This is a genomic window from Micromonospora sp. NPDC005413, assembly GCF_040606435.1.
Taxonomy (GTDB): Bacteria; Actinomycetota; Actinomycetes; order Mycobacteriales; family Micromonosporaceae; genus Micromonospora.
This window is the reverse complement of the sequence record NZ_JBEXEV010000004.1, coordinates 70,812-94,162: the sequence shown is the minus strand read 5'-3', so window position 1 is coordinate 94,162 and position 23,351 is coordinate 70,812. Positions and strand designations below refer to the sequence as shown.

At 69.0% G+C, this 23,351-nt stretch carries 21 protein-coding genes; 8 read left to right on the top strand and 13 right to left on the bottom strand.

What is annotated here, in order from left to right:
- Positions 1-751 precede the first annotated feature (751 nt).
- Positions 752-1,429, top strand: coding sequence for an A24 family peptidase (locus ABZS37_RS07910; protein ID WP_355167074.1), 678 nt, complete (start codon positions 752-754; stop codon positions 1,427-1,429).
- Between the two features lie 182 nt (positions 1,430-1,611).
- Here ABZS37_RS07910 and ABZS37_RS07905 read toward each other — a convergent pair whose 3' ends face one another.
- Entirely contained in the window at positions 1,612-2,241 is a 630-nt protein-coding gene (locus ABZS37_RS07905) for a phosphatase PAP2 family protein (RefSeq protein WP_355166700.1), read from the bottom strand.
- A gap of 104 nt (positions 2,242-2,345) precedes the next feature.
- Here ABZS37_RS07905 and ABZS37_RS07900 point away from each other — a divergent pair, with 104 nt between their 5' ends.
- Positions 2,346-4,520 carry a glycosyl hydrolase family 65 protein gene (locus ABZS37_RS07900; protein ID WP_355167072.1) on the top strand — a complete coding sequence of 725 codons (2,175 nt, stop codon included), beginning with the start codon at positions 2,346-2,348 and terminating at the stop codon, positions 4,518-4,520.
- Between the two features lie 86 nt (positions 4,521-4,606).
- Here the strand turns inward: ABZS37_RS07900 and ABZS37_RS07895 are convergent, their stop codons facing one another.
- Positions 4,607-5,071: a hypothetical protein gene (locus ABZS37_RS07895; RefSeq protein ID WP_355166698.1), complete on the bottom strand. Its 465-nt coding sequence runs from the start codon at positions 5,069-5,071 to the stop codon at positions 4,607-4,609.
- Positions 5,072-5,216: 145 nt separating this feature from the next.
- Between ABZS37_RS07895 and ABZS37_RS07890 the strand changes: the two genes are divergently transcribed.
- The 6 genes from ABZS37_RS07890 to ABZS37_RS07865 all read left to right on the top strand — a co-directional run bounded on the left by ABZS37_RS07890 (position 5,217) and on the right by ABZS37_RS07865 (position 10,590).
- Positions 5,217-6,005, top strand: coding sequence for an SAM-dependent methyltransferase (locus ABZS37_RS07890; protein ID WP_355166696.1), 789 nt, complete (start codon positions 5,217-5,219; stop codon positions 6,003-6,005).
- A gap of 76 nt (positions 6,006-6,081) precedes the next feature.
- Positions 6,082-7,245 carry a low temperature requirement protein A gene (locus ABZS37_RS07885; protein ID WP_355166694.1) on the top strand — a complete coding sequence of 388 codons (1,164 nt, stop codon included), beginning with the start codon at positions 6,082-6,084 and terminating at the stop codon, positions 7,243-7,245.
- 27 nt (positions 7,246-7,272) lie between these two features.
- Complete coding sequence (locus ABZS37_RS07880) at positions 7,273-8,169, top strand: helix-turn-helix domain-containing GNAT family N-acetyltransferase (protein WP_355166692.1); 897 nt, start codon at positions 7,273-7,275, stop codon at positions 8,167-8,169.
- A 156-nt stretch (positions 8,170-8,325) separates the two neighbouring features.
- Positions 8,326-8,937 carry a dihydrofolate reductase family protein gene (locus ABZS37_RS07875; RefSeq protein ID WP_355166690.1) on the top strand — a complete coding sequence of 204 codons (612 nt, stop codon included), beginning with the start codon at positions 8,326-8,328 and terminating at the stop codon, positions 8,935-8,937.
- Positions 8,934-9,881 (top strand): GNAT family N-acetyltransferase, encoded by a 948-nt coding sequence (locus ABZS37_RS07870; RefSeq protein ID WP_355166688.1) that lies wholly within the window; start codon positions 8,934-8,936, stop codon positions 9,879-9,881. Before ABZS37_RS07875 ends, ABZS37_RS07870 begins: the two co-directional genes overlap by 4 nt.
- A 34-nt stretch (positions 9,882-9,915) precedes the next feature.
- Complete coding sequence (locus ABZS37_RS07865; protein ID WP_355166686.1) at positions 9,916-10,590, top strand: GNAT family protein; 675 nt, start codon at positions 9,916-9,918, stop codon at positions 10,588-10,590.
- Between the two features lie 85 nt (positions 10,591-10,675).
- Here the strand turns inward: ABZS37_RS07865 and ABZS37_RS07860 are convergent, their stop codons facing one another.
- The 11 genes from ABZS37_RS07860 to ABZS37_RS07810 form a co-directional block, all read right to left on the bottom strand.
- On the bottom strand, positions 10,676-11,557 hold the full coding sequence (locus tag ABZS37_RS07860; protein WP_355166684.1) for an LPXTG cell wall anchor domain-containing protein: 882 nt from the start codon (positions 11,555-11,557) through the stop codon (positions 10,676-10,678).
- Between the two features lie 199 nt (positions 11,558-11,756).
- Positions 11,757-13,664 (bottom strand): ABC transporter permease subunit, encoded by a 1,908-nt coding sequence (locus tag ABZS37_RS07855; protein WP_355166682.1) that lies wholly within the window; start codon positions 13,662-13,664, stop codon positions 11,757-11,759.
- A gap of 125 nt (positions 13,665-13,789) precedes the next feature.
- Positions 13,790-15,226: an extracellular solute-binding protein gene (locus ABZS37_RS07850; RefSeq protein WP_355166680.1), complete on the bottom strand. Its 1,437-nt coding sequence runs from the start codon at positions 15,224-15,226 to the stop codon at positions 13,790-13,792.
- 494 nt (positions 15,227-15,720) lie between these two features.
- On the bottom strand, positions 15,721-16,488 hold the full coding sequence (locus ABZS37_RS07845; RefSeq protein ID WP_355166678.1) for an IclR family transcriptional regulator: 768 nt from the start codon (positions 16,486-16,488) through the stop codon (positions 15,721-15,723).
- A gap of 265 nt (positions 16,489-16,753) precedes the next feature.
- Positions 16,754-19,612, bottom strand: a complete 2,859-nt coding sequence (locus ABZS37_RS07840; RefSeq protein ID WP_355166676.1) for a hypothetical protein — start codon at positions 19,610-19,612, stop codon at positions 16,754-16,756.
- Positions 19,613-20,666: 1,054 nt separating this feature from the next.
- Positions 20,667-20,924: a Txe/YoeB family addiction module toxin gene (locus ABZS37_RS07835; RefSeq protein ID WP_355166674.1), complete on the bottom strand. Its 258-nt coding sequence runs from the start codon at positions 20,922-20,924 to the stop codon at positions 20,667-20,669.
- Positions 20,921-21,196, bottom strand: a complete 276-nt coding sequence (locus ABZS37_RS07830) for a type II toxin-antitoxin system prevent-host-death family antitoxin (protein WP_355166672.1) — start codon at positions 21,194-21,196, stop codon at positions 20,921-20,923. Before ABZS37_RS07830 ends, ABZS37_RS07835 begins: the two co-directional genes overlap by 4 nt.
- A gap of 489 nt (positions 21,197-21,685) precedes the next feature.
- Positions 21,686-22,054 carry a hypothetical protein gene (locus ABZS37_RS07825; protein WP_355166670.1) on the bottom strand — a complete coding sequence of 123 codons (369 nt, stop codon included), beginning with the start codon at positions 22,052-22,054 and terminating at the stop codon, positions 21,686-21,688.
- Entirely contained in the window at positions 22,051-22,539 is a 489-nt protein-coding gene (locus tag ABZS37_RS07820) for a hypothetical protein (RefSeq protein WP_355166668.1), read from the bottom strand. Before ABZS37_RS07820 ends, ABZS37_RS07825 begins: the two co-directional genes overlap by 4 nt.
- Positions 22,532-23,020: a hypothetical protein gene (locus ABZS37_RS07815; protein WP_355166666.1), complete on the bottom strand. Its 489-nt coding sequence runs from the start codon at positions 23,018-23,020 to the stop codon at positions 22,532-22,534. The genes ABZS37_RS07820 and ABZS37_RS07815 overlap by 8 nt, the downstream gene beginning before the upstream one ends.
- Before the next feature lie 8 nt (positions 23,021-23,028).
- Positions 23,029-23,349 carry a hypothetical protein gene (locus ABZS37_RS07810; protein ID WP_355166664.1) on the bottom strand — a complete coding sequence of 107 codons (321 nt, stop codon included), beginning with the start codon at positions 23,347-23,349 and terminating at the stop codon, positions 23,029-23,031.
- Between the last annotated feature and the right edge of the window lie 2 nt (positions 23,350-23,351).

The window sequence follows — 23,351 nt, the reverse complement described above, 5'->3', positions numbered from 1 at the left end:
GGCTTGCGTCACACCCAAGGGGCGAGCATAGGCTGACGTTCGCCGATGCAACAGAGGCAATTCAAGTGAACACTCTCTGTGATGACAGGTGGTGGTGACGGGTGTCCGCACTGCGTCCCGGACAGCGGCCGAGCGTGGCGTCGTCGAAGATGGGGCGTCGCCGGGTCGCCGGGGGTCGCCTCGGCCTCGTCGCCGGTCCCGGGAGTGGGACATCGCGGCCTCATCCCGGCATCCGATGGGAGTTTTCAGCCGATAGGCGAGCTGCTTCGTCCGACGGGGTGCCCGGCCCGGATCCGGCCGAGGGCGCCCTCTGGTGGCCGGGTGGGGAGGTCGCTTTCCGCGTCATCCGCTACACCGAAGCGATCGTTCAATCACGATCCGTGTTCACCTTCGCGGGGGAGCCCCGGGGCGCGATGGAGGCGTCATGGCGCTGACCGGCCCCCCTGCGGCCGTCCCAGGTCGGGAGAACCCACCCGATCAGACACCCCGGCCGTCCGGCGGCGCGGCGGAACCCGCCCGTCAGGCGGCACCCCGGCCGCATCGCGAACGAACGGCGAGGGGCGTCTCGGCGGAACCCGCCCGTCAGGCGGCACCCCCGCCGCATCGCGAACGAACGGCGAGGGGCGTCTCGGCGGAACCCGCCCGTCAGGCGGCACCCCCGCCGCATCGCGAACGAACGGCGTGGGGTGTCTCGGCTGCGGCACGCGCCCGGGTCTCGACCGTGCTCGCGATCCTTGCGGTCAGCCCGCTGATGCGGATGGCTGCGCTGCGCTACGCCGTACCCCCGGGCATGCCCAGCCGGACCGGCTGCGACGCCTGCGGCGCGTCGGTCGGCCTGACCCGGCCCTGGCCGGCGCTGGGTCCGGCCGCCAGGTGCGGTCGCTGCCGAGCCCGGGCCGGCCCGCCGCCGGGCACGGTCGAGGTGGCCGTGCTCGCCGCGGTGGTGCTGCTGGCACTGGTCGGTCCGTCGGGTGGGGCGCTACCGGCACTGGCCTGGTGGCTCGGCTGGACGATTCCGGCGGTCTTCGTCGACCTGGCCGTGCACCGGTTGCCGGATCGGCTCACCCTGCCAGCGGCAGCCGGAACCTGGCTGCTGCTCGGCGTGGCCGCGCTCGACGCGGAGCCGGGGCACTGGCTGAGGGCCGTCATCGCCGGCGCGGGGCTGGCGCTGTTCTTCGCCACCAGCACGCTGCTGCTCGGCCGTCGGGGCTTCGGGTTGGGTGACGCCAAGCTGGCGCTCAGCGTGGGGGCGCTGCTCGGCTGGTACGGCTGGCCGGTGCTGCTGCTCGGGCTGCTGCTCGCTTTCGGGCTGTCCGCCCTGGTCAGCCTGGGTCTGCTGGCCGCGCGTCGGGCCCGCTGGAGCACGCACCTGCCGTTCGGCCCGTTCCTGTTGCTCGGCACGGCGGGCGCGCTCCTGCTGGCCAGCTGACCGCCCGCCGCGCCCCTCAAGATCGCGCTCGATCCAGGATCTAGTGGTGTTGGTCGCGCTGGAAGACCACTACAACCAGGATCGAGCGCGATCTTGTGCGCGGAACCCACGGCGGAGCGTGCGTGGGGTCAGGGGCGTGCGTGGGGTCAGGGGCGGGAGCGGGGTCAGGGGCGTGCGCGCGGTCAGGGGCGGGAGCGGCTCGCCAACTTGGGGACCGTGCTGTCGGCACGCTCGGCCCGGCGGCGCAGCACCTCACCCGCAGGGCGGGCCAGCAGTGGGGTTGCCACCACGGCGACCAGAGCGCCGAACAGCACGCCCGCGATCACGTCGTGCGGGTAGTGCAGACCCACGAAAACCCGGGAGAAGGCACCGAACGCGGCCAGTGGCAGCGCGATCAGGCCGAGTCGGCGGGAGAGCAGCAGCGTGGTGACCGCCAGCGCGCCGGCCAGGGTGGCGTGGTTGCTGGGAAACGACCAGTCGCCGGGGGGTGGGCAGGCGCCCGCGATGATCGCCCGGCCGACCGTCCGGCATGGCCGATCCTCGTCCACCACGGTCTTGAACCATTCGCTGCCCGCGTACGCGAGGAGGGTCGGCACCGGCGCGATCAGGGCGAGTGCCCGGTCGTGCGGGCCGCCGGACCGGCGGCTCAGCGCGGCCATCAGCAGCAGCGCGCCGAGCAGCAGGATCACCCCCTCGGTGGCGTGTCCGACGAACCACTGCACCGGCTCTGGGCTGGCGGCGGCGGCGTCGATGACGTCGCGGTACCACTCAACGCTGATCTCCGGAACGTCCATGCTGCCGTTGTCGAGCATGCATCACCTCACATCATGTTCATACCCCGTTCACCCTGAGGACACCGTAGAAACAGGGCAGAGGGACGGGCAGCTACGTCAACGGCTTCCACGAGCGGCGCGAGCTGAGCTACCCCGAAGAGGGGTACGCGTTTCCGCAGGCCAGCGACACCGTCGTCAGCGCGCCGAACGCCGCGCTGATCCGGCTCTGGGTCGACGACGAACCGCTGGACATCCGGACCGGGACGCTGCGCAGCCACGAACGGGTGCTCGACCTGCGCGCCGGAGTGCTGCGGCGGGAGACCGAGTGGATCTCACCTGCCGGGCGAGGGGTGCGCATCCGCAGCATCCGGTTGGTGTCCCTCCCGCGTCGCCCGGTGGCCGCCGTCCAGTACGAGGTCGAGCCGTTGGACGCCGCCGTCGAGCTGCGGGTCTGCTCGGATCTGCTGGCAAACGAGAAGGTGCCGGAGCGCTCGGACGACCCTCGGGCCGCTTCGGTGCCCACCGACCCGCTGACCGCCGAGGCATACCGTGCGGCCGGCCTCGACGGGGTGCTGGTGCACCGCACCGAGCGCAGCGGCCAGCGCGTCGCGGTCGCGGTCAGCCACCAGGTGGAGGGGCCGGGCACGGTCACCACCACCGGTGACTGCACCCCGGACCGGGTACGGCTGACCGTGACGGGTCGGCTGCATCCGGGGGAGCGGTTGCGGCTGACGAAGTTCGCCGCGTACGAGTGGTCGGCGGTCGACGGGGCAGCCGCCGACGAGTTGGCCGCCCTGGTCGCCGCCGAGGCGGATGCGGCCCGTGCGGACGGCTTCGACGCCCTGCTCACCGACCAGCGTGCCGCCCTGGACGCGGCCTGGCAGGTCGCCGACGTGCAGCTCGACGGCGATCAGGAACTCCAGCAGGCGGTGCGCTTCGCGATGTTCCACCTGATCCAGGCCGGTCGCCCGGACTCCGACCGGACCATCTCCGCCAAGGGCTTGACCGGCAACGGTTACGACGGGCACGTGCTCTGGGACACCGAGACCTACGTCCTGCCGGTGCTCACCTACCTGGCCCCGGCGGTGGCCCGTTCGGCGCTGAGCTGGCGGCACGCCCACCTGCCCGAGGCCCGGGAGCGGGCGGCGGAGCTGCGGCTGACCGGTGCGACCTTCCCGTGGCGCACCATCGGCGGCCGGGAGTCCTCCGGCTACTGGCCGGCCGGCACCGCCGCGCTGCACGTCAACGCCGACATCGCCGACGCGGTGCTGCGCTACCTGGCCGTCACCGACGACCAGCGATTCCTTGCCGAGGCGGGGCTGGAGCTGCTGGTGGAGACAGCCCGGCTCTGGCACGGCTTCGGCCACTGGTCGGACACGGGCGACTTCCACCTGCACGGGGTGACCGGCCCGGACGAGTACGCCGCACTGGTCAACGACAACGTCTTCACGAACCTGATGGCCAAGCGCAATCTTCGGGGCGCGGCGGACGCCGCCGAACGGCACCCCGACGCGGCCGGTCGGCTCGGCGTGGACCGCGACGAGATCGCCGGCTGGCGGGCCGCCGCCGACGCGGTCTTCATCCCGTACGACCGCGAGCGCGGGGTGCATCAGCAAGCCGCCGGGTTCACCGAGCAGCCCGAGTGGGACTTCGCGAACACGGGCGAGGACGACTACCCGCTGCTGCTGAACTACCCCTATCTGGAGCTGTACCGCAAGCAGGTGGTCAAGCAGGCCGACCTGGTGCTGGCCATGCAGCTCTGCCCCGGCGAGTTCACCGCCGACGAGAAGGCCCGCAACCTGGCCTACTACGAGGCCCGCACGGTCCGCGACTCGTCGCTGTCGGCCGCCCCGCAGGCGGTGCTGGCCGCCGAGGTCGGGCATCTGGATCTGGCGTACGACCTGTTCGCCGAGTCGGTGCTCCAGGACCTGGCGGACCTGGGGGACAAGACCGCCGACGGGCTGCACCTGGCCTCGCTGGCCGGTGCGTGGCTGGCGCTGGTGCAGGGCTTCGGCGGGCTGCGCGACGACCGGGAGGTGCTCTCCTTCGACCCTCGGCTGCCCCGGCGGATCGACCGGTTGGTGTTCAGCTTGCGCTGGCGTGGCCACCGGCTACGGGTCACGCTGACTCCGACCGAGGCCCGCTACGAGCTGCCCGACACCGCCTCCGGCGCCGAGGTCGAGCTGTGGCACCACGGGGAGCGGTTGCGGCTCACGGGAACCGAGCCGGTCACCCGGCCGATGCCGCAGGTGCCCGACCCCGGACCGGAGCCGCTCTCTCCACCCGGCCGCCGCCCCACCCGCCGCTCGGCGGACTGACCCGCCGCAACCAGGGCTGACCCGCCGCGACCGGTTCAGGGGCTGACCCGCCGCGGCCGGCTCGGGTCGAGGTCGCGGCGGCGCGCTCAGGTCGGGCCGGGACCGCCGGCCATCCGCTCGCGGACGGCCTCCAGCGCCTCGAAGGCGTACGCCCAGTTGTGGCACTTGAAGCTGCGCAGGCCGTCGATCGCGGTGTGGCAGTCGGCGCAGCGCACGCCCGCGATGGCAGCCGGGATCTCGGTGTTGACGTACTTGCGTTCGCCGAGGATGACCGTCGCGATCATGGCCTTGTCGTGCAGGCCGGAGAGCGCCGAGGAGACGATGTCGTACCAGGTGACCCGTCGGCCGCACTTCGGGCAGTCCGGTTCGTCACCGCTGACCCAGAGTGGGGCGCCGATGCTGCGCGCCGGCATCCCGAGCAGTTTCTCCAGCCGCCGGACGTCCGACTCCGGGGTGGTCCAGCGGTGTCGGCCGGGCAGCGATGCGGGTGAGTCGTACACGGCGCGGAACAGATCGTGGTCGACCTGCACGGTTTCCCGCTGAGTGGTCATCGGCGTCCCTCCTCGTTGAGTCGGTGCCCCCACCGTGGTCAGCGATGACCATGGGTGCAGCCGGATCAACGACACGAGGGGTCAGCGGGTCATCGCCGTGGGGTGCTAGACATCGAGATCCGCCTCGCCGTCGAAGGGACCCCTCATGACCGAGCAGCCGGCACCCGACGTCACCACCACACCCAACGTCGCCCGGATGTACGACTACTTCCTCGGTGGCAGCCACAACTTCGCCGCCGACCGGGCCGCCGCGGAACGGGTGCTGGAGATCTTTCCGGAGACCGGGGTCGCCGCCCAGACCAACCGGCAGTTCCTGCGCCGAGCCGTCCGGTACGCCGCCGAGCAGGGCGTGCGGCAGTACCTGGACATCGGGGCCGGGCTACCCACCCAGGACTCCGTGCACGAGGTGGTGCAGGCGGTGGCACCCGACGCGAGGGTGGTCTACGTCGACTACGACGAGGTGGCCGTCGCGTACGGCAGGCGGTTGCTGACCGGCGTACCCGGCACCGCGGTCGTCCAGGGCGACCTGCGACGGCCGGACGATCTGCTGGCCCACCCGGACGTGCGGGCCACCCTCGACCTGGACCGCCCGGTGGCGGTGCTGCTGCTCGCGGTGCTGCACTTCGTGTCGGACGACGACGACCCGTGGGCGGCGGTCGCCAAGCTGCGTGACGCCACCGTGCCGGGCAGTCACCTGGTGTTGTCCCACCTGACGTTGGACGGCATCCCGCCGGAGCTGGCAGAGCGCGGGCAGGCCGTCTATCGCAACAGCAGCGCCCCGCTGGTGCCCCGCACGCACGCCGAGGCGTCGCGCTTCTTCAACGGGTACGACCTGGTGGAGCCCGGCCTGGTCGCCACCACCCGGTGGCGGCCGGACGGCGAGCCGGAGGGCGTGGATTCGCACGGCTACGCGGGGGTCGGCGTTCGCCGCTGACCCGCTTTCGCCTCCAGCGGCCTTCCCCGGGTGGTACGACGGACGCGGGGCGTGCGTGCCACCGGGAGGAGCGCCGATGGTGAGCAGGCCCCAGCGGCTGCTGCGGGGGAGCGACTCGCCACTCAGCGCCTCGTTCCTGGAGCTCTTCTTCGATCTGGCGTTCGTGCTCGCCCTCAGCCAGTTGGCCGGGCACCTGCTCCACGACCTCACCCTGGTCGGCGCGTTGCGGACCGCCCTGCTGTTGACCGGGATCTGGTGGATCTGGGTGACCACCACCTGGTTCGCCGACTGGTACGACCCGGAGAGCCCGGCGGTCCGAGGGCTGCTGGTCGGCGCCGCGCTGGGCAGTCTGCTGGCCGGGGTGGCGATCCCGCAGGCGCTGGACGGGCGGGGCCTGCTCTTCGCCGGCGCGTACGTCGCGGTCCACATCGCCCGGGGCGTGGTGACGGCCGTCGCGCTGCGCGGGCATCCGCGGCAGAGCCGGGCGGTGCGAATCCTGTGCTGGTTCAGCGTCTCCGCCGTACCGTGGCTGGCCGGCGGATTCCTGCCGGAGTGGCGGGTGCCGCTCTGGGTGTTCGCCCTCGCGATCGACCTCATCGGCCCACGGCTCGGCTGGCCCACCCCGCTGCTGGGTCGCGCCCGGCAACAGGAGCTGCACCTCTCCGGCGAGCACTTCGCCGAGCGGTACCAGCAAATCATGATCATTGCGCTCGGTGAACTCGTCCTGGTCGCCGGCCTCTCGTACTCGGGCACCCGCCTCCATTTCCCGGAGACCGCCGCCTTCCTGCTGGTCTTCACCACTGCCGTGCTGATCGGGCTGCTCTACGTGACGCCCGCCGGTCTGCGCCTGGGCCCGGTCATCGAGCACGCCGACCCGTCCCGGCTCGGCGTCATCACCGGATACCTGCACCTGGTGATGATCGCCGGGCTGGTGGTCACCGCAGTCGGGGCCGAGCTGAGCATCGCCCACCCCACCAGGACCGGTGACATGACCGCCGTCGTGGTCATCCTCAGCGGACCCGCACTGTTCCTCCTCGGACGGATCCTCTTCTCCCTGGCGATCCACCGGCGACTCTCCTGGCCACGGGTGGTTGCCCTGTTCGTGCTGGCCGGCGCAGCGACCGCCCTGTGGCTCCCGCTGCTGGCGGTCAGCGCGGTCGCCACCGGGGTGCTGCTCGTGGTGGTCCTCCTGGACCGCGCCGGCATCTTCTCCTACCACCGCTCCCGATCTGGCGCGTAGTCGAGAAGCCTGACTAAAGTCAGGTATATGGACTCCGCGCTCATCGCCGCCGTGCGGCGGTTCAACCGGACGGTCACCCAACGGGTGGGTGCGCTCGACGACGAGTACATGGCCCAGGGGCGCCCACTGGCGCAGGCCCGTCTGCTCTGGGAGATCGGTCCTGTCGGCGCCGAGGTCGCCGCGTTGCGAGCCCGGCTCGGCCTGGACTCGGGATACCTGAGCCGCCTCCTCCGCATCCTGGAGAACGACGGCCTGGTCACCGTGGGACCGGCCGACCAGGTCGGCGGTGATGCCCGGGTACGCACCGTCGCGCTGACCGCCACCGGCCACACGGAATGGGCCCAACTCGACGAGCGGTCCGACGACCTCGCCGCCTCGATCCTCGAACCGCTCACCGAGCACCGCCGCGAACGACTCGTCGCCGCCATGGCCGAGGTCGAACGGCTCCTCATCGGGTCGATGGTCGTCATCGAGCCATGCCCGCCGAGCGACCCACGGGCCCGAGCGTGCCTGCGTGCCTACGCCCGGGACATCGCACGACGATTCGACGACGGGTTCGACCCGGCCCTGAGCAACCCCGTCCACGACGAGGCGCTCGTCCCGCCGGCCGGCGTGCTCCTGCTCGCCACCCTCAACACCGAACCGATCGGCTGCGGCGCGGTCAAACTGCACCCCGACGCACCCGCCGAGATCAAACGCGTCTGGGTGGCCGACACCGTCCGCGGGCTCGGCGTCGGGCGGCGGCTGCTGGGCGAGCTGGAACGGTACGCCGCCGAGCGTGGCGTGACCGCCGTCCGGCTGGACACCAACCGCAACCTCACCGAGGCGATCGCCCTGTACCGCGCGGCGGGTTACCGGGAGATCGAGCCGTACAACACCGAGCGCTACGCCCACCACTGGTTCGAGAAGCAGCTCAGGCAGTGAGGTGCTGCGCGGTGCCGGCGAACGATCGGATCAGTGCATTGGCGAAGGGTTATGGCACGTCACCGGACGTGATCTTGTAGCCCGGGGCGCCTCCGGGCACGCTGATGGTTGTCGGAACGAGAAACAGCATCCGGCACCGCAACCAAGGAGACGTTCGTGCGTAAGCTCGTCTATTACATCGCGGCCACCCTGGACGGCTTCATCGCCGGTCCCGACGGCGCCGACCCCACCGGCCCGGACGGCTTCTGGCCCATCCCGGACGACTACCTGCACCACCTCGTCAGTGAGTATCCGGAGACCCTGCCCGGTCCGGCCCGGCAGGCGTTCGGCATCACCGACCAGGGCAGCCGGTTCGACACCGTGCTGGAAGGGCGCCACTCCTACGAGGTGGGCCTGAAGGCCGGCGTGACCGACGCGTACCCGCACCTTCGCCACCTGGTGTTCTCCCGCACGCCGGGTGGCAGCCCGGACCCGGCCGTCGAGGTCATCGCCGAGGACCCCATTGCCACGGTACGAGAGCTGAAGCGCCACGACGGCAAGGACGTCTGGGTGATCGGCGGCGGTGCCCTGGCCGGTGCCCTCTACCCCGAGATCGACCAGCTGATCATCAAGCTGGCCCCGTTGACCATCGGCGCCGGCATCCCGCTCTTCGGCCGCGACGCGGTCTTCGCACCACGCAACTGGCGTCTGACCGATCACACCGTTCTGGACAGTGGCGCTCTGTTCCTCACCTACACGCGCGCCCAGACCGGAAACGAGTCCGCATGAGCACATCCCCCGACACCGTCACGATCCGTCCCATCACCGGGTCGGACGAGATCGCCCTGTTCAACCGCCTGCCGTACACCATCAACCACGAGCTCGACGACGACCTTGCCGACAAGCGCCGCCGACCGGAGTGGATGTGGGTGGCCCTGCGCGGCGACCACCTGCTGGCCAGGGTCGCCTGGTGGGGCCGCGCCGACGATGCCGCTCCGCTGCTGCTGGACATCCTCGACGTCGACGACGGCGCCGAAGACCTGACCGAGGTGGCACAGGCGTTGTACGAGACCGCCGCGAAGCAGGTCCTGGCACCCGGCGCGGTCCCTCCCGAATACGGTCGCTTCATCCCGGCGGACTGGCGCGAGGACCCGGACACGTACCGGGCGGTGCGTACCAGGATGGGTGTCCTCGAGCGCACCGGCGCACGCCTGACTGTCGAACGGCTACGCCTGGAGTGGCGCCCAGCGGCCGGCCTGCCCACGCCCGACCAGCGACTGGCCTTCCGCCCGGCCCTGGACACCGACGAGTTGGTCGCGCTGATGACCCGTGCCCTGGACGGGACCCTGGACGCACACAGCCGTGCCGACCTGGCGCAGATGTCGCCCCACGAGGTTGCGCTCAGGCACTACGAGCAGGAACTCGCCACGTACTCGAGCCCTCGTGAGTGGTGGCGCATCGGCACGTTGGGCGAGAACGGCGAGCAGGTCGGGTTCGTCATTCCGGCGCGCAACGCCTACCACCCGGTGATCGCCTATATCGGTGTCGTCCCCGAACACCGGGGCCACGGGTACGTCGACGGCCTCCTCGCCGAAGGCACCCAAACCCTGGCCGCGGAGGACGTCCCACGCATCCGCGCGGCCACCGACCTGGGCAACGTACCCATGGCGAAGGCCTTCACCCGCGCCGGTTACGTCAATTTCGAGCGCGCGATCAACATGGCCTGGCAGTGAAGGGCGGCCATGGTCACCGAGATGGCGGGTCCGTTTGTCGACCACCTGGCGGTTACGTGGGTTACTGCAGGCAGCGCGGCATCGGCTGACGTTCAGCGGCGCGCAATTGCGCTTTTCCACGGCGCAAGCGAGGCTTAGGCTGCTCGCCGTGTTCCCTCCAGTGAAGATCGTCTCCAGCGAGCTGGAAATTCGTGAGTTCGGGCCGCAGGACGTGGCCCAGGTAGCCGCATTCGTGGCTGCCGAGGACCGAACCGCGCTGCCGCCGGGCTCCCCTGAGGCTGTTGCCGACGTGGACGAATGGCTGGCCGCAACGGTGCACCGGCGTCGGCTGGACGGCGAGGGTGTGCACCTCGCGATGGTGCAGACGGCCAGCGGCGAGATCGTCGGCAGCCTCGGGTTGCGCGACACCGACTGGAGGGCTGGACGCAGCGAGATCGGCTACGGGGTGCGAGCCAGCCGACGAGGCCGAGGCCATGCGACCGAGGCGGCCCGCGCGGTCGGCCGATGGGCACTCACCGAAGGTGGGATGCGGCGTATCCAGATGCGCGTCCGTCTCGACAACGTCGTATCCCTGCGGGTCGCCGAGAAGGCCGGATACCACCGGGAAGGCATACTGCGGATGGTCGACTGGGATGGCGAGAAGGCGCATGACTTGGCCGTCTTCTCGATGATCGCCACGGACCTGGAGACGGCCGAAACCGCCCACTGACCCAACTCTGCCGCGCTACATCGGCTGGCGTGGCCGCTGGTGCCTGTCGGCGACCGCCCGAACGGGCACCAGCGGCCAGGCGGGGTCAGGCCACGAAACGAGTGCGGCGTCGACGTGCGATCAGGTAGCCCGCGCCGCCGAGGAGCAGAAGCGCACCACCCACCCCTGCCACGCTCATGCTGGCGGCACCGGTGACGGGCAGCCCGCCGCCCTCGCCGCTGGCGCCACCCGAATTGGCCGAGGGAGCAATGGTCGTCGAGGCGCTGGGCGTGGCGGCCGGCGTCGCCGTCGTGCTCGGCGTCGCGGTCGGCGTCGCGGTCGGCGTCGGCTCGCCGGTTGGCGGCGTGTTGAGGCCGACGCCAGCGAAGCCGATCGGCCCCCCGAGCCCTCCGAGCGGCCCGGACGGCGTCGTCAGCGTCAGTGGGTCACCGGTGCCGCGCACCGCCTTCGTTCCCTGCCCAGCCGAGATGTCGGCCAATGCCTGCAGGCCGCCCCGCTCGTCGACGTTCTCCTTGCTGAACCACTGGTGGACGATCGACGAGATCTTGTCGGCGCTGGCGTCCGGCTTGGTGGAGATTCCCGCCCCGGTGACGGCGAGGCTGGCACCTGGTGCGAGTTCGTCGGTGAACCCGCACCAGGCCGTCTCCTGGTTACTGTCGACGGCGTACCAGCAGTTGTCGTACTTCTTGGTGAAGTCGAGGTCGTTGAGGACCCGCACCTGAACGACAAGACCCTTGACCGGCGCGTTTCCGATGTTCGTCACGCCCAGCACGGCGGGCACGTCCTCGCCCTGGCCAACCACGTACTTCCGGTTGCCTCCCGTTTGCGGGTCCTTCAAGGTGCCGGCGGCAAGCTTGGCAGAGTCGGGACTGCTCGGTGCCGGGGCGGCGGAGGCAGGAAGGGCAGCGAGCCCAATCGAGAGAATCGTGGTGCTGGCGGCAGCAATTGCGTATCGACGGATCGTCATGGAACCCCCGTAGCTGTATGGACAACCGCGACACCGTACAACCCTGCGCTGCGGTCGTCTGCCCCGAACGTCTCGGCGTGATGAGGCCGCGACCTCACCGAGGCGATTCGCCCTGTACCGCGCCACCGTTAACGCGAAATCGCGCCGAGCACCACGCCCACCAGTGGTTCGAAAAGCACATTGGGCAGTGACGGCGGTGTCAGCCCTTCACCGCGCCCGCGGTGAGCCCTTCGGTCAGGAAGCGCTGCCCGAGGGCGTACATGATCACCACCGGGATGCTGACGAGCAGCGACGCCGCGGCGAGCTGTCCCTGCGGCACGACGTCTCCGGCGATCATCGATTGCATCCCCACCGGAAGCGTCTTGTACTCGTCCTTCGTGATGAACACGAAGGCGAAGAGGAATTCGTTCCAGGCATTGGTCAGGGTGAAGAGCGCGACCGCCAGCAGCCCTGGCTTGGCGAGGGGCAGCACCACCCGACCGAACGCCTGGACGCGGGTGCAGCCGTCGACCAGCGCGGCCTCCTCCAGCTCGACGGGGATCGACGAGAAGTACCCCACCAGCAGCCAGGTGGCGAACGGAAGCGTGAAGGTCGGGTACGTCACCACCAGAGACCACAACGAGTCGGTGAGCCGCGCGCCGATGAGCATCTGGTACAACGGGATGAACAGCAGCGCGCCCGGCATCACGTAGGTGAGCAGCACCGTGACGGTAAAGCCCTGCGCCCCGCGGAACCGCAGCCGGGCCAGCGCGTAGCCCGCCAGGGCGGCGCAGACCAGTGCCACCGCGGTGGACGCCGCGGACACCAGCAGAGTGTTGAGATACCAGCGGCCGAACGGCTGGTTGTCGAACAGGGCACCGAACTGCTCCAGGGTCCACGGAGTTGGCCACAGGTCGTCGGTACGCATGACGACCTGGCCCTCGGACTTGAAGGCCGTGACGGCGATCCAGTACAGCGGGCCCAGCACGAAGACGAGCAACCCGGCCAGTGCGACACCGGACCCCAGGCCCGACACCAGGGACGACGCCCGGCGACCGCCCCGGGACTGGAGGCCCGAGACCACCCGGCCGACCGCCGCCGCGATCAGCAGAATCACCCCGAGGACCACCGCGGCCTTCCAGAAGATCCCTGGCGATGCCCAGAAGAGCAGACCGGTGACCCCTGCGGTGACGACCCACGGGAGCGCCTTCCGCGCCGTCCCGGCCCACCGCCGCGCCCCGATCCACCACGCCGCCCGGCGTCGCCGGGTCGATCTGATGCCGGTGTCCTGGCGCAACAACCGGACCAGGACGAACACCAGCCCGCCGATGATCGGCAGCATGACGAGCGTGACCGCCGCCCCCGCGCCGTACTGCAGCTGCAGGATCGCCTTCGAATAGGCGACGAGCACGTACGGCGCGGTCACGTCGCCCGGGCCGCCCTGCGTCAGCAACCAGACGAGGTCGAAGTTGTTGAACGTCCAGATCGACGACAGGGTCACCGTCACGGTGATCACGTGGCGCAGTCCGGGCAGCGTCACGTGGGTGAACCGCTGCAACGACGACGCGCCGTCGATGGTCGCCGCCTCGTACAGGTCCGCCGGGATGGCCTTCAACCCCGCGAGGAAACACACGGTGAAGAACGGCACCCCCTTCCAGACGTTGACGAGGATCACCGACGGCATGGCCAGCGAAGGGTCGGACAGCCAGCCTGCGGGCCAGCTGTCGACCAGGTGCGCGCTGGCCAGCAGCGGCCCGATCCCCGAGGCGGTGAGCAGGGTGTTGACGCTGCCGAAGATCGGGTCGAGCAGCGCGCGCCAGCTGAACGCCGTCACCACCGTCGGCACCACCCACGGCACGAGGAGCAGCCCGGTCAGCAGGGCCCGCCCACGACGCCGCTGGTGCAGCAGCAGGGCCGCGGACAGCCCCAACACCACCTTGAAAACCTCGGCGTACGCCGTGAAGACGAACGAGTTCACCACGCCTGTGTGGAACTGCTCGTCGCCGACGAGGGCGAGATAGTTGTCCAGGCCGACGAACACGGTGTCCTGCCCGTGCCGTTCCGTGGTGCTGGTGAGGATCGACCGGGCGATCGGCACGAGAACGAGACTGCCGACCAGCACGGCCATGGGTGCGAGGAACAGTGCGGCCAGCCGCCAGTCACGACCCAGCCGTCGCTGGGTCGCTGTGAGAGAGCCGGGTCCCGACGGCGGGGAAATCCTCGCCGTCGGGACCCGCGCAGGGCGGACCGATTTCACTGCGGCAGCCCCTGCTGGTTGAAGATCTGCACCATCTTGGCGTCGGCGGCCGTCACGGCCTGCGCCGGCGTCGTTCCCTGAACGACCTGCTGCATCATGTCGGTGAGGACGTAGGCCGCGCCGACGGCCTGCTGGCCCGCGCTGGCCTTCTGCGGGAAGGCCAGGCCGTTCTTCGTGGAAAGCGGCAGCGACAGCTGGGTGATCTTGCGCAGCATGGGGAACGCCGGGTCGCCGCTGGTGAAGAACGGGTCGGCGTCCCAGACCTTCTCCCAGGCCGGCATGACGAGACCGGGTGCCTCCTTCGCCACCCCGAGCAGCGCGGGCGCGCTGACCAGGTACTGCGCCAGGAGCTTGGCGAGCGCGGGGTTCTTGGCGCCCTTGAAGACAACGAAACCTTGCGACTGCCCGAGCAGCAGGGGGTTGGCGGTCGCCGGCCCGATGCAGTCGGAGAACACGTGGGTGTTCGCGTAGACCGGGTTCTTCTTGGTCCGGGAGTCCGCGTAGACGCTGAACTGGTTGCGGGTGTAGCCGAGGACCCCCGCGAGCCAGTTCTCGTTGTTGCTGGTGTCGGTCCAGCTGGCCACCCCCGGCGGCAGCATCGGCTTGTACTTGGGATTGGTGTAGATATCGCCCAGGAAGGTCACTGCCTGCACCGTCTCTGGGGAGTTGAACGTGACCTTCCGGCCATCGTTGGAGGCGATCGACCCGCCATAGGCGTTGATCAGCGCCTCGATCATGCCGTTGGCGTCACCGGACCGATTCACCGTCATGCCCCAGCCGAACCGGCGTTTGGTCGGATCGGAGATCGCCAGGCACAGATCTCGCAGCTCCTCCCAGCTGTAGATGTCCTTGGGGGAGATGCCCTTGTCCTGCATCCAGTCCTTGCGCAGGAACGACCCGATCCCGATGAAGTGGTACGGGATCGCGAACCACTTGCCGTCGAAGACGCAGAAGTTCTTGGCTTCAGCGCAGGGTTCGCCGTACTTGGCCGTCAGCGCCGTGACGACGTCCGTCACGTCCTCCAGGTCACCCAGCGCCTGGAACTGTGCGACGAACCGTGAATCGGTCATGAACGCCAGGTCACGCGCCACCCCACCCTTGACCTCAGCGTCGATCTTTGCCACCACATCACCGGCGTCGGCCTGGACCAGACTGTTCTCGATCTTCGTTCCGGTGGTGTCGGCGAACTTCTTGATCGAGCTGTCGAGGGCGTCGTTCGCCGCAGTCGAGTACAGCTTCTGCGACAGCATCCCCATCGAGGAGCCCTTCAACGCCGCCGCGGCGTCGATGAGCTCCTGCGGAACCTCCGGCTGCACCCTGGTGGGCGATTCGGAGTCGCCCCCACACGCCGCCAGACCGGTTGCACCGAGGACCCCCACCCCCATCCCCAGAAAGCCGCGCCGAGACCACATCGGGTTGTCCTTCATAGACATTCGCCTCCTTTTGTCCCGGCGCCGCTGCACACCGAAGGCGTACTTGGCGAACACCGCGGTCCTCGTGCTTCGGGTGTGGATCGATGCGGGCCACGTGTCCGTGGCCGCCTGCATCGATCGATTGCGTTCACGTAGATCCATCGAATGCATCGGGGCCTTGGCCTCGACGAACAGCGTCGACAGGCCGAGGCCCGGATGTCATGGCGGTGAGTTCGCGAACCGCGCGAGTCCGGTCGGCGCGTCCCAAGAATCCGGGCGAGCCTCGCGAGAGATTCCCGCGCCGCTCGCTGGGTGGTGCGACAAGCACGGGGCAGTCGACGATCGGGCTGAGAATGCGGCGCTGAGGTTCCACTTCGGTCGGACCACGGAGGACCACCGCCGTTCGAGATTTCGAACTGAGTTCGAGATACCGTATCGAGTGGTCGCGACGCTAGAGCAACACCCTGATGGGTGTCAATGTTTCGATGTTGTTTCGGTCCGAAACGGCGAGCCGACTATCGCGGCTGGGCCCGGTAGCCCATCCGGGCGGACAGCGTGGCCGCGCCCTCGCGAACCAGCCCCGTCCACTCCATGTGCGCCTGGGGGGTCCAGCGAATGATCGGCGCGGACAGGCTCATGCCAGCGATGATTGCGCCGGAATGGTCTCTGACCGCCGCAGCGACGCAGCGCATGGCGGTGTCAGACTCGCCGATGTCGACCGCGACGCTCTCCGCCCGGATCCGTTCGAGATGTGCACGTAGGCGGTCCGGGTCGGTGATGCTGTCCGGCGTCATGCCAGGCAGGGGGCCCTTCAGGACGGCGTCCAGGCTCGCCTGATCGAGGCCCGACAGCAGTACCTTGCCGACCGCCGTGCAGTGGGCCGGTAGCCGCCGCCCGACCGCAGAGACCATCCGGACGGGATGTGTGCTGTCGAACTTGACGAGATAGATGACATCGGGGCCGTCGAGCACGGCCACGTGGACCGCCTCGTCGCACGCCGCGGCCACGTCCCGTGCGACGCTCTGCGCCTCGCGGACCAGGTCAAGCCGGCCGGCGAACGCCGCGCCGAGCTGGAACAGCGGCATGCCGAGCCGATACTGCACCGGCTGGCCCGGGACGGAGATCAGGTACGAGCGAGCTTCGAGCGTGACGAGCAGCTCGTGGACGGTGGTGCGGGGGAGGTCGAGCCGCTCCATCACCTGGCGGGCCGACAGTTGGGGGCGGTCCAGGAACAGTTCGAGGATGTCGAGTGCGCGGATGACCGCGGATACCACACGAGGCATGTCGATCGTCCCTTCGAAATGCCGGACTCGTGCCAACGATCTCCACGTGGGCCAGCTTTTGAAGAGGATAACTGCGTCAGCCCCCGGTGCCAGGTTTCAGACTCTTGGCGAGGTCGGCGGGAAGCTCGTGGTTGGTGGTGTAAGGCAGGGGGCTTTTTCGATGCGACGGGCGTATAGCGCGATCGAGGGTGTGGGGCCGCGGCTCACCCCCTGGCGTCCCGAACCCTGACACCAGGGGGTGAGCCGCGGCTCCTCGCGGTCGTCGTCAGGCGCCGCTGGACACGTAGATGTAGTAGCGGGTGGCATCGGTGTCCGTGCCGTCCGCCTTGTGGCCGGTCACGGACAAGGTGTGCGTCTCGAAGTTCTGCGCCGGCGTGTACGTGATCGACGCCTTCCCGTTGCTGTCGGCCGGCACGTCCGTTGACGGGCCGTCGTCGATCTGCCAGGAGAAGGACACGATTCCCGCAGTGTCGCCGCTGAATTCGAAGGTGCCGGGAACACCGCCACCGCCCGACCAGGTGCCGTCCGGATATTGAGCGCTCACGACGTAGGGAGCGTTGCCGACCGTGAAGTCGTAGTCCGTCACGGGCGAGAGTTCGCCGCCCGCCGTCAGGCTCTGTACGTGCAGCGTATTCGTGCCGTTGCGTTCGAACGGCACCGCGACCAGCGTCGACGTGCCCTCGGTGCTGGCCGGCAGCACCTGCTCTGGGCCGTCGTTGACCCGGTAGTGGTACTCGGTCACCTCGCCGAACAGCTGCGTGTTGAAGTAGAAGTATCCGGTCCAGCCGATCCCCACGCGCGACCAGTCGTAGGTGCTGTACACGTAGACCTTGTTGTCCCGGACATCGAAGGGCTCCATCCGCAGGTCCGATTCGGTGCCGTCCGCACCAACGCTCGTGACCCGTACCTCGTTGTAGCCCCACGAGCCCGGCGTGTACGTGACCGTCGCGGTGCCGTCGGGACCGGCCGCGATCGTCTCCTCATCGGCGCCGTTCAACGAGTAGCGGTAGAAGGCGACATCCGGCAGCCCCGGGTGGAAGGTGAACGTCGCGGGCCGGCCGACGGTGCCGCTGCCCTCGGGCGTGTGCGTGACCACGGGACCGGACCAGATACCGAACGTGTAGGTGGTGGCGGGCGATCGGGTACCGTCCGACAACAGCGCCTGAAGGATCAGGGCATTGTCGCCGGCGTGCTTCGGCGTGACCGTGATGAGAGCGTACGTATTGCCCTCGTTGGGCACGGTCTGCTCGGCGCCGCCGTCGAATCGGTAGACGAATCCGGTCAGGTTCGGCAGCTGGCTCTCCAACTCGATGCCCAGCGGCACGCCGACCCCGTCCCGGCGCGGCCAGCTGCTCAGCTCGTGGGCGTAGGCGGTCGGACGCGTGTCGATGATGTTGAATTGATGGTTCGCCTCCATCGACGTGGAACCATCCGACCGCACCGACCGTACGGTCATCGAATGCCAGCCCGGCGTCGCCGTCCACGTCAGTACGGCGGTGTCGTCGTCCGCCGCCGGAATGGTCTTCCACTCGTCGTCGAGGTTGTACTCGTAGGCGACGACATCGTTGCTGTGCGGGGTGAACCGGAACGAGCCGGTTTTGCCCGCGACCTGGTCGGTATCCAGGTTGAACTCCGCCGACTCCACGCCGGGAGCGTCGGTGACCCAGACCTGCAGGGTTTCCTGCCCGATGAGCTTGTTCTTGGCGTAGCTCCGGACGGCCACCTCGACCCCACCGGCGGCGGTGAACGTGACCGGACCGCTCGCCTTGCCGTCGACCGCCGGGAGGCGGACCTCCGCGCCGTCCTTGAGCTGGTAGCCGAACGCGGTGGTCTCGGGCTTCGACGCGACAAACGTGATCGTGCTCGGCAGGCCGACGCCGTTCACGGTGACATAGGCGTACGGTGCCGTCTCGGCGACCCGGAACCGGTAGTTCTTTTCGGGCCCGCGGTTGCCGGCCGCGTCGACGGACGCGACATAGAGATCACTGCCGAACCGCGGCTTCGGGGTGTACTTCAGGATCGCCTTGCCGCCCGGCCGCCTGGCCGGAATCTGCCCGGAATACCCCATGGAGTCACGCCAGCCGAACGCGACCACGTCACGGTCGCCAGCCCCGTCGAAGCGGAACGTCCCCTCGATTCCAGTGCCACCGCCCGGGGTGTCGCCCTCGGGATAGGTCCGCGACGAGACCTTCGGCGGATTCGCCGGGGCGGTCCGGTCCATGACGAGGTAGCAGGTCCCGCTCCACGGACCCGGGTCGTAGTAGTCGCTGGCCTGTGCCTGCCAGGCGAGGACCGTGCCGTGGGCGTACTGGCTCAGGTCGGTGCCGTTGTAGTCACGGAACTCACGACGCTGATCGGGGTGGTCCACCGGCCAGACCGCGTACAACACGGTCGGGTGGTCGCCCTCGTCCGCATCGCTGGCGGTGGCCGCGAACAACGTGTTCTGTGCCGCGGGCGACGGCTTGGCCAGCGTGCCGCACGGCCGGTCCGGGTATGCCAGATGGAGGTTCGTGACCGTGGGCGGATGGTTCACGGTCGCACTGACCGCCGGCTTCTCGAAGGTACGACCGGTCCGCGCGTCGGATTCCTGATCGGCGGTGACCCGGAACTCCAGGGTGATGCTCTTGTCGTGCCGGCCCAGCGCCGTGTTGAGCGTGGCCACCATGTCGAAGCCCAGGTAGCTCGGGCAGTAGGAAGCGCCGGCGCCCCGCTTGGCGGTCACCAGCTTCTCGAGCTCGGCCGGCGGACGCAGCCAGGTCGTGTTGCCCTTCACCGGGCCGGTCCGCCACACCTCGATGGTCGCCGGGGCGGAGCAGTCGGCGACCGTCTTCTCGGTCGTCGACAGGTACGAGCTGTGGACGACCGTACCCTTCAACTTGGTCAGGTCGTACGTGAAGTACGAGCGGTAGGTGTGCGTCCGGCCGGCGTCGTCGCGAGACGTGCCGACCGGCGGCGCCACCGCCGCATCGACGACCTTCGCGCGCGGATTCTGCGAGTCGAGATAGGCCCAGCTGGTCAGAGGTACATCGGACGAGCTGGCGGCCGACGCCGGAGAGCTGGTGGTCATTACAGCGGCCGTGACGGCGACGACCGTCAACGGGATAGCTGCTCTGAGGCGTTTCATGTGGACGCGTCCCTCCCCGTGGCGGCGCGGCCCGATTGACGCCGACGGGCGTCATCGTAGCGAGGCGGCGGCATTCGTAGGGGGCGGCGCCGGCGGCGTCCACGCGCAGCAGTTCGTCGAGATGATGCCGGTCGAATGGGCCGTCCTGCTACCTGCCTCCCCGCCCCTGACCATCGTTACTGGCTTGGCGATGAACGGCGCAGGCCATCGTCGGCTTCCACCGATACCGGAGCATCCCGCCCCGGCGAACTATCAGATGCGGCTGGCCGACGCCGCAGGCCCAACCACCGACCGCTTCGATATTCTCGATCGGCTGCTCACCGAGGAGCGACCTACCGAGCCCCACTATGAGCTCGCGTTCCTGGCGGTACGGCCCAGGTACCGATCACGGATCGGCCGGGCGGTTTCAGCGTGCACCCGATGCGCCGCAACCCGGAGTCAGCCGGCGATCGGCCGCCGGTCATCACCGCTCACACGCCGTGGCGGGTGTAGATCAGCAACGCTCGTCTGGAGCGGGGGCGGACATCAACCCGGGCACAGGTGGTCGGGCAGCCTGATACCGCAGAGGGCCGTTAGCTCAATGGCAGAGCTGAGGACTTTTAATCCATAGGGAGTGAGTCACTGACGAGGGCACTCGCCTGATAGATAGCTGGGTCTACCTGCAGCATCCTCTAGATCGTAAAGCCCTTGGATGTCCTCGGTGGACGGTGGCGCCTCGTAGGGTGCTCGTCTATTCGGATATGGCCTCGCGTCCGGCGGGCGCCATTGGCCAACGCGGCGCCTTTGCGCGCGCCCCCCGCGACTCGTCAGCTCACGAAGATCCGGCCACCACGGCAGTTGTTCAAATGACCTGTGTGTTGGCTCGGCGCTGTCGCTCGGCGTGACCCGCCTGTCCTGCTGCGCCAGACCCAAAGCGCTACACGCGCCCGACACCGTCTGGATCAACCCGTCCGACCCAGCAACCGATCAACCAGCACTCTCAGCTGCGCGCTGGACCGGTAGGACGTACTGATTCGGTCGGAGCGGCCGACGCCCCTGGTTTCACTCCAGTCCGCTACCGGTCGACGTAGTGGTACCGGCAGGCGATGATCTCGACGTCGTCCTTGGTGATCCGATACACCAGCCGGTGTTCGCGATCGATCCGCCGGGACCAGAAGCCGGACAACTCTCCCCGCAGGGGTTCCGGTTTGCCGATTCCCTCGTATCCGTTGCGTATCACGTCCGCGATGAGGTCGTTGATGCGCTTGATCAGCTTTCGGTCTGTGTGGCTGAGGTACTGGTTCCAGGCCGTCGCGGTGAAGACCAGCCTCACGCGACGTCCCGGACGGTGGCTGGGTCGACCAGATCGCGCTCGGCCGTGTCGTCCTGTTCAAGCTCCGCGATCGATCGGCGCAGAGCTGCGGCGTTGCTCGGGCTGCGCAGGAGGTACTCGGTCTCCTTCATCGACTCGTACTCGGCGAGCGACACGATCACCACCGGCTCGTGTCCCGACCGGGTCACCACCACCTCCTCCGCGTCGTTGATGACGCTGTCGAGTTCAGCGGCCAGGTTCTGCCGTAGTTGGGTGAAGTTCACGGTCCGCATAACCACCTCCAGGGCAAGTACAGAAAACTGTACCTTAGGTGGAGCTGCGTTTCGCTCCTGGCCGACGTGGCGGTGCAGCCACGGGTACTGCTGCACTTCGCTGCTGTACGAGCCAAGATCGCGGCCCGAACGACCCCTGAGGGGGCTGTTGACCTGCGGAGGAGTGGGCCGCCAGGGACTCGAACCCTGAACCTATGGATTAAAAGTGGCCAGAACGAGACAAAGCATAGCGACCTTTCCGGATTGTTCTTTTGTCCGCAATCGAGGCGGGCCGTCTGGGGGCCGTCCGCGCTGGTCCGTGCCCCGCTACCGAAGGGCCACGTCGCATTGAGTGGTTGACAGAGGTGTGAATCCGAAAATCATGCGTTGAGTTCGCCCGGTGTCGGAACATCCGAGCACCCTCGGAGCACCCGGCGTCTCGTTGGCCGTATAGGACGCGGACCGAACGGCGTTGCCTCCACCGCGGCTGCGAATCCCTTGACTGGGTGTCTATCCTCGCGTGGCACTGGGCGGGAGAGCGAGGAATTGCTCGATGTCGGCGATGGCGTCCTCCACCGTGCCGCCGACCTCCGGGTCGTCCAGCCGGGCGCGCAGGGCGGGTAGGACCCGATCACTGTCGAGTCGGCGGTGGATGCGGGCCAGGTGGCCGAGGCAGATTGCTGCCGTGGCCCGGACGTCCTCCTCCGGGTGATCCAGCACGCGTAGGTAGAAGTCCTGGCACCAGCGCCAGTCCGAATCGTGCAGGGCGAGCCCGACCATCGAGTCGGTGAGGGTGTCGATGTCGCCCGCTGCGAGCGCGGCCGTGGCGCTCTCGTGAGTCGTCGGAGCCGGCTCGTAGTAGCTGCGTTGTGTGCTCATCCCTCGTCCTTCGGCGGAGCGGTTGGCCTGCCCTTCTTGTCTACCAGTCCGTCGCGCTTGAGGGCGTTGCGCATGTCGTCGTTCAAGCCGTCCGAGCTGTGATCATCCCAGTTGCGGACGTGGCCGTGGTAGATCTCGACGACGTCCTCGCCGGGATTGCGCGGCTCGATGCGGCGGTGCCGGTCAAGGATGACGATCTCGCCGGTCTCGTGGTCGACACCGATCCGGCGACGTTCGTTGGTCTCCTTGATCTGCACCGAGCGATCCAGCGCGGTCTGACCGTTGGCGGGGGCACGGCTCGCGCTGCCCATGGCCAGATTGCGGTCGGTGTCCCGGTGCTTGGGCCGCTGCTCGTCGCCGACGTGGTACTCCCGGCGTACCCGGGGGGTCCTGGCGAGTTGCGCGACCGGCTTGACCAGCGCCGACTCCACCTCGGGCGGCACAGACGCCTCGCGGAGATGCCGGTTGCGGTTTCGCTTACCCACCGAGGATCGCCCGCATGGCCATGTCGATGAGCTGGTCGACGATCAGGCTGGTGATCATCTTGAAGATCGGGATCTCCAGCAGGGATGCACCGAAGGTGGGCACCGCGGTGGCCACCGCCTGGGCGATCTGGACCGCCAGGATGATCAGTTGGACGATGATCTGCACCTTCAGCGCCAGCACGATCGCGGCGACCACCACATAGCCGGCGCCCAGCACGGTGGTGGCGGTGGTGTTCCCGGCCAGCACACCGCCCGGCCCGTCGCCGCCGGACCAGTAAGCCTCGAAGGCCGCAATCACGTCACCCCGGTTGCCGCTAGCCACCTCTGCGGCCAGCGCGTCAGCCTCCCGGCCCACCTCCTCGACCGTGCTGGCGAAGTCCATCCAGACTTGCCCGAGCTCGAAGAGCTTCTCCTCGTCGCCCTCCGGCCAGTCGTACCCGATCATGGCGAGCACCGAGGCGAGTTCACCCGGAATCGTCATGCCCATGATCAGCCCAACTTCGAGGCCAGTACGCCGAACTGGCCGGTCAGGTCCTCCTCGACGGCCATCAGGTCTTCCGCCAGGGTCACCAGGTCCTCGCCGCTGCTCTGATACTCGTCGGCCATCGCGGCACAGCACTGCACCAGGTATCCGGAGACAATTGGAAACGAGAGGCCGACCAGGGTGCCGAGCATGTCGCTACCCCACGGCTCGCCAAAGCTCTTCAGCCGGGCGTCGAGCGTCTCGAGTGCGCTTGCCAGCCGGTCACCCACGTCGACGAGCCGACTGCCCGATGCCCGGACGTGATCCGGATCGATCTCCAACGACATCG

Bases quoted from the DNA above. Each gene is read 5' to 3' on its own strand.
- ABZS37_RS07910 (WP_355167074.1), top strand. From the start codon at position 752: ATGCGGATGGCTGCGCTGCGCTACGCCGTACCCCCGGGCATGCCCAGC.
- ABZS37_RS07905 (WP_355166700.1), bottom strand. From the start codon at position 2,241: ATGCTCGACAACGGCAGCATGGACGTTCCGGAGATCAGCGTTGAGTGG.
- ABZS37_RS07895 (WP_355166698.1), bottom strand. From the start codon at position 5,071: ATGACCACTCAGCGGGAAACCGTGCAGGTCGACCACGATCTGTTCCGC.
- ABZS37_RS07890 (WP_355166696.1), top strand. From the start codon at position 5,217: ATGACCGAGCAGCCGGCACCCGACGTCACCACCACACCCAACGTCGCC.
- ABZS37_RS07885 (WP_355166694.1), top strand. From the start codon at position 6,082: ATGGTGAGCAGGCCCCAGCGGCTGCTGCGGGGGAGCGACTCGCCACTC.
- ABZS37_RS07880 (WP_355166692.1), top strand. From the start codon at position 7,273: ATGGACTCCGCGCTCATCGCCGCCGTGCGGCGGTTCAACCGGACGGTC.
- ABZS37_RS07870 (WP_355166688.1), top strand. From the start codon at position 8,934: ATGAGCACATCCCCCGACACCGTCACGATCCGTCCCATCACCGGGTCG.
- ABZS37_RS07860 (WP_355166684.1), bottom strand. From the start codon at position 11,557: ATGACGATCCGTCGATACGCAATTGCTGCCGCCAGCACCACGATTCTC.
- ABZS37_RS07855 (WP_355166682.1), bottom strand. From the start codon at position 13,664: ATGGCCGTGCTGGTCGGCAGTCTCGTTCTCGTGCCGATCGCCCGGTCG.
- ABZS37_RS07850 (WP_355166680.1), bottom strand. From the start codon at position 15,226: ATGTCTATGAAGGACAACCCGATGTGGTCTCGGCGCGGCTTTCTGGGG.
- ABZS37_RS07845 (WP_355166678.1), bottom strand. From the start codon at position 16,488: ATGCCTCGTGTGGTATCCGCGGTCATCCGCGCACTCGACATCCTCGAA.
- ABZS37_RS07840 (WP_355166676.1), bottom strand. From the start codon at position 19,612: ATGAAACGCCTCAGAGCAGCTATCCCGTTGACGGTCGTCGCCGTCACG.
- ABZS37_RS07830 (WP_355166672.1), bottom strand. From the start codon at position 21,196: ATGCGGACCGTGAACTTCACCCAACTACGGCAGAACCTGGCCGCTGAA.
- ABZS37_RS07825 (WP_355166670.1), bottom strand. From the start codon at position 22,054: ATGAGCACACAACGCAGCTACTACGAGCCGGCTCCGACGACTCACGAG.
- ABZS37_RS07815 (WP_355166666.1), bottom strand. From the start codon at position 23,020: ATGACGATTCCGGGTGAACTCGCCTCGGTGCTCGCCATGATCGGGTAC.
- ABZS37_RS07810 (WP_355166664.1), bottom strand. From the start codon at position 23,349: ATGTCGTTGGAGATCGATCCGGATCACGTCCGGGCATCGGGCAGTCGG.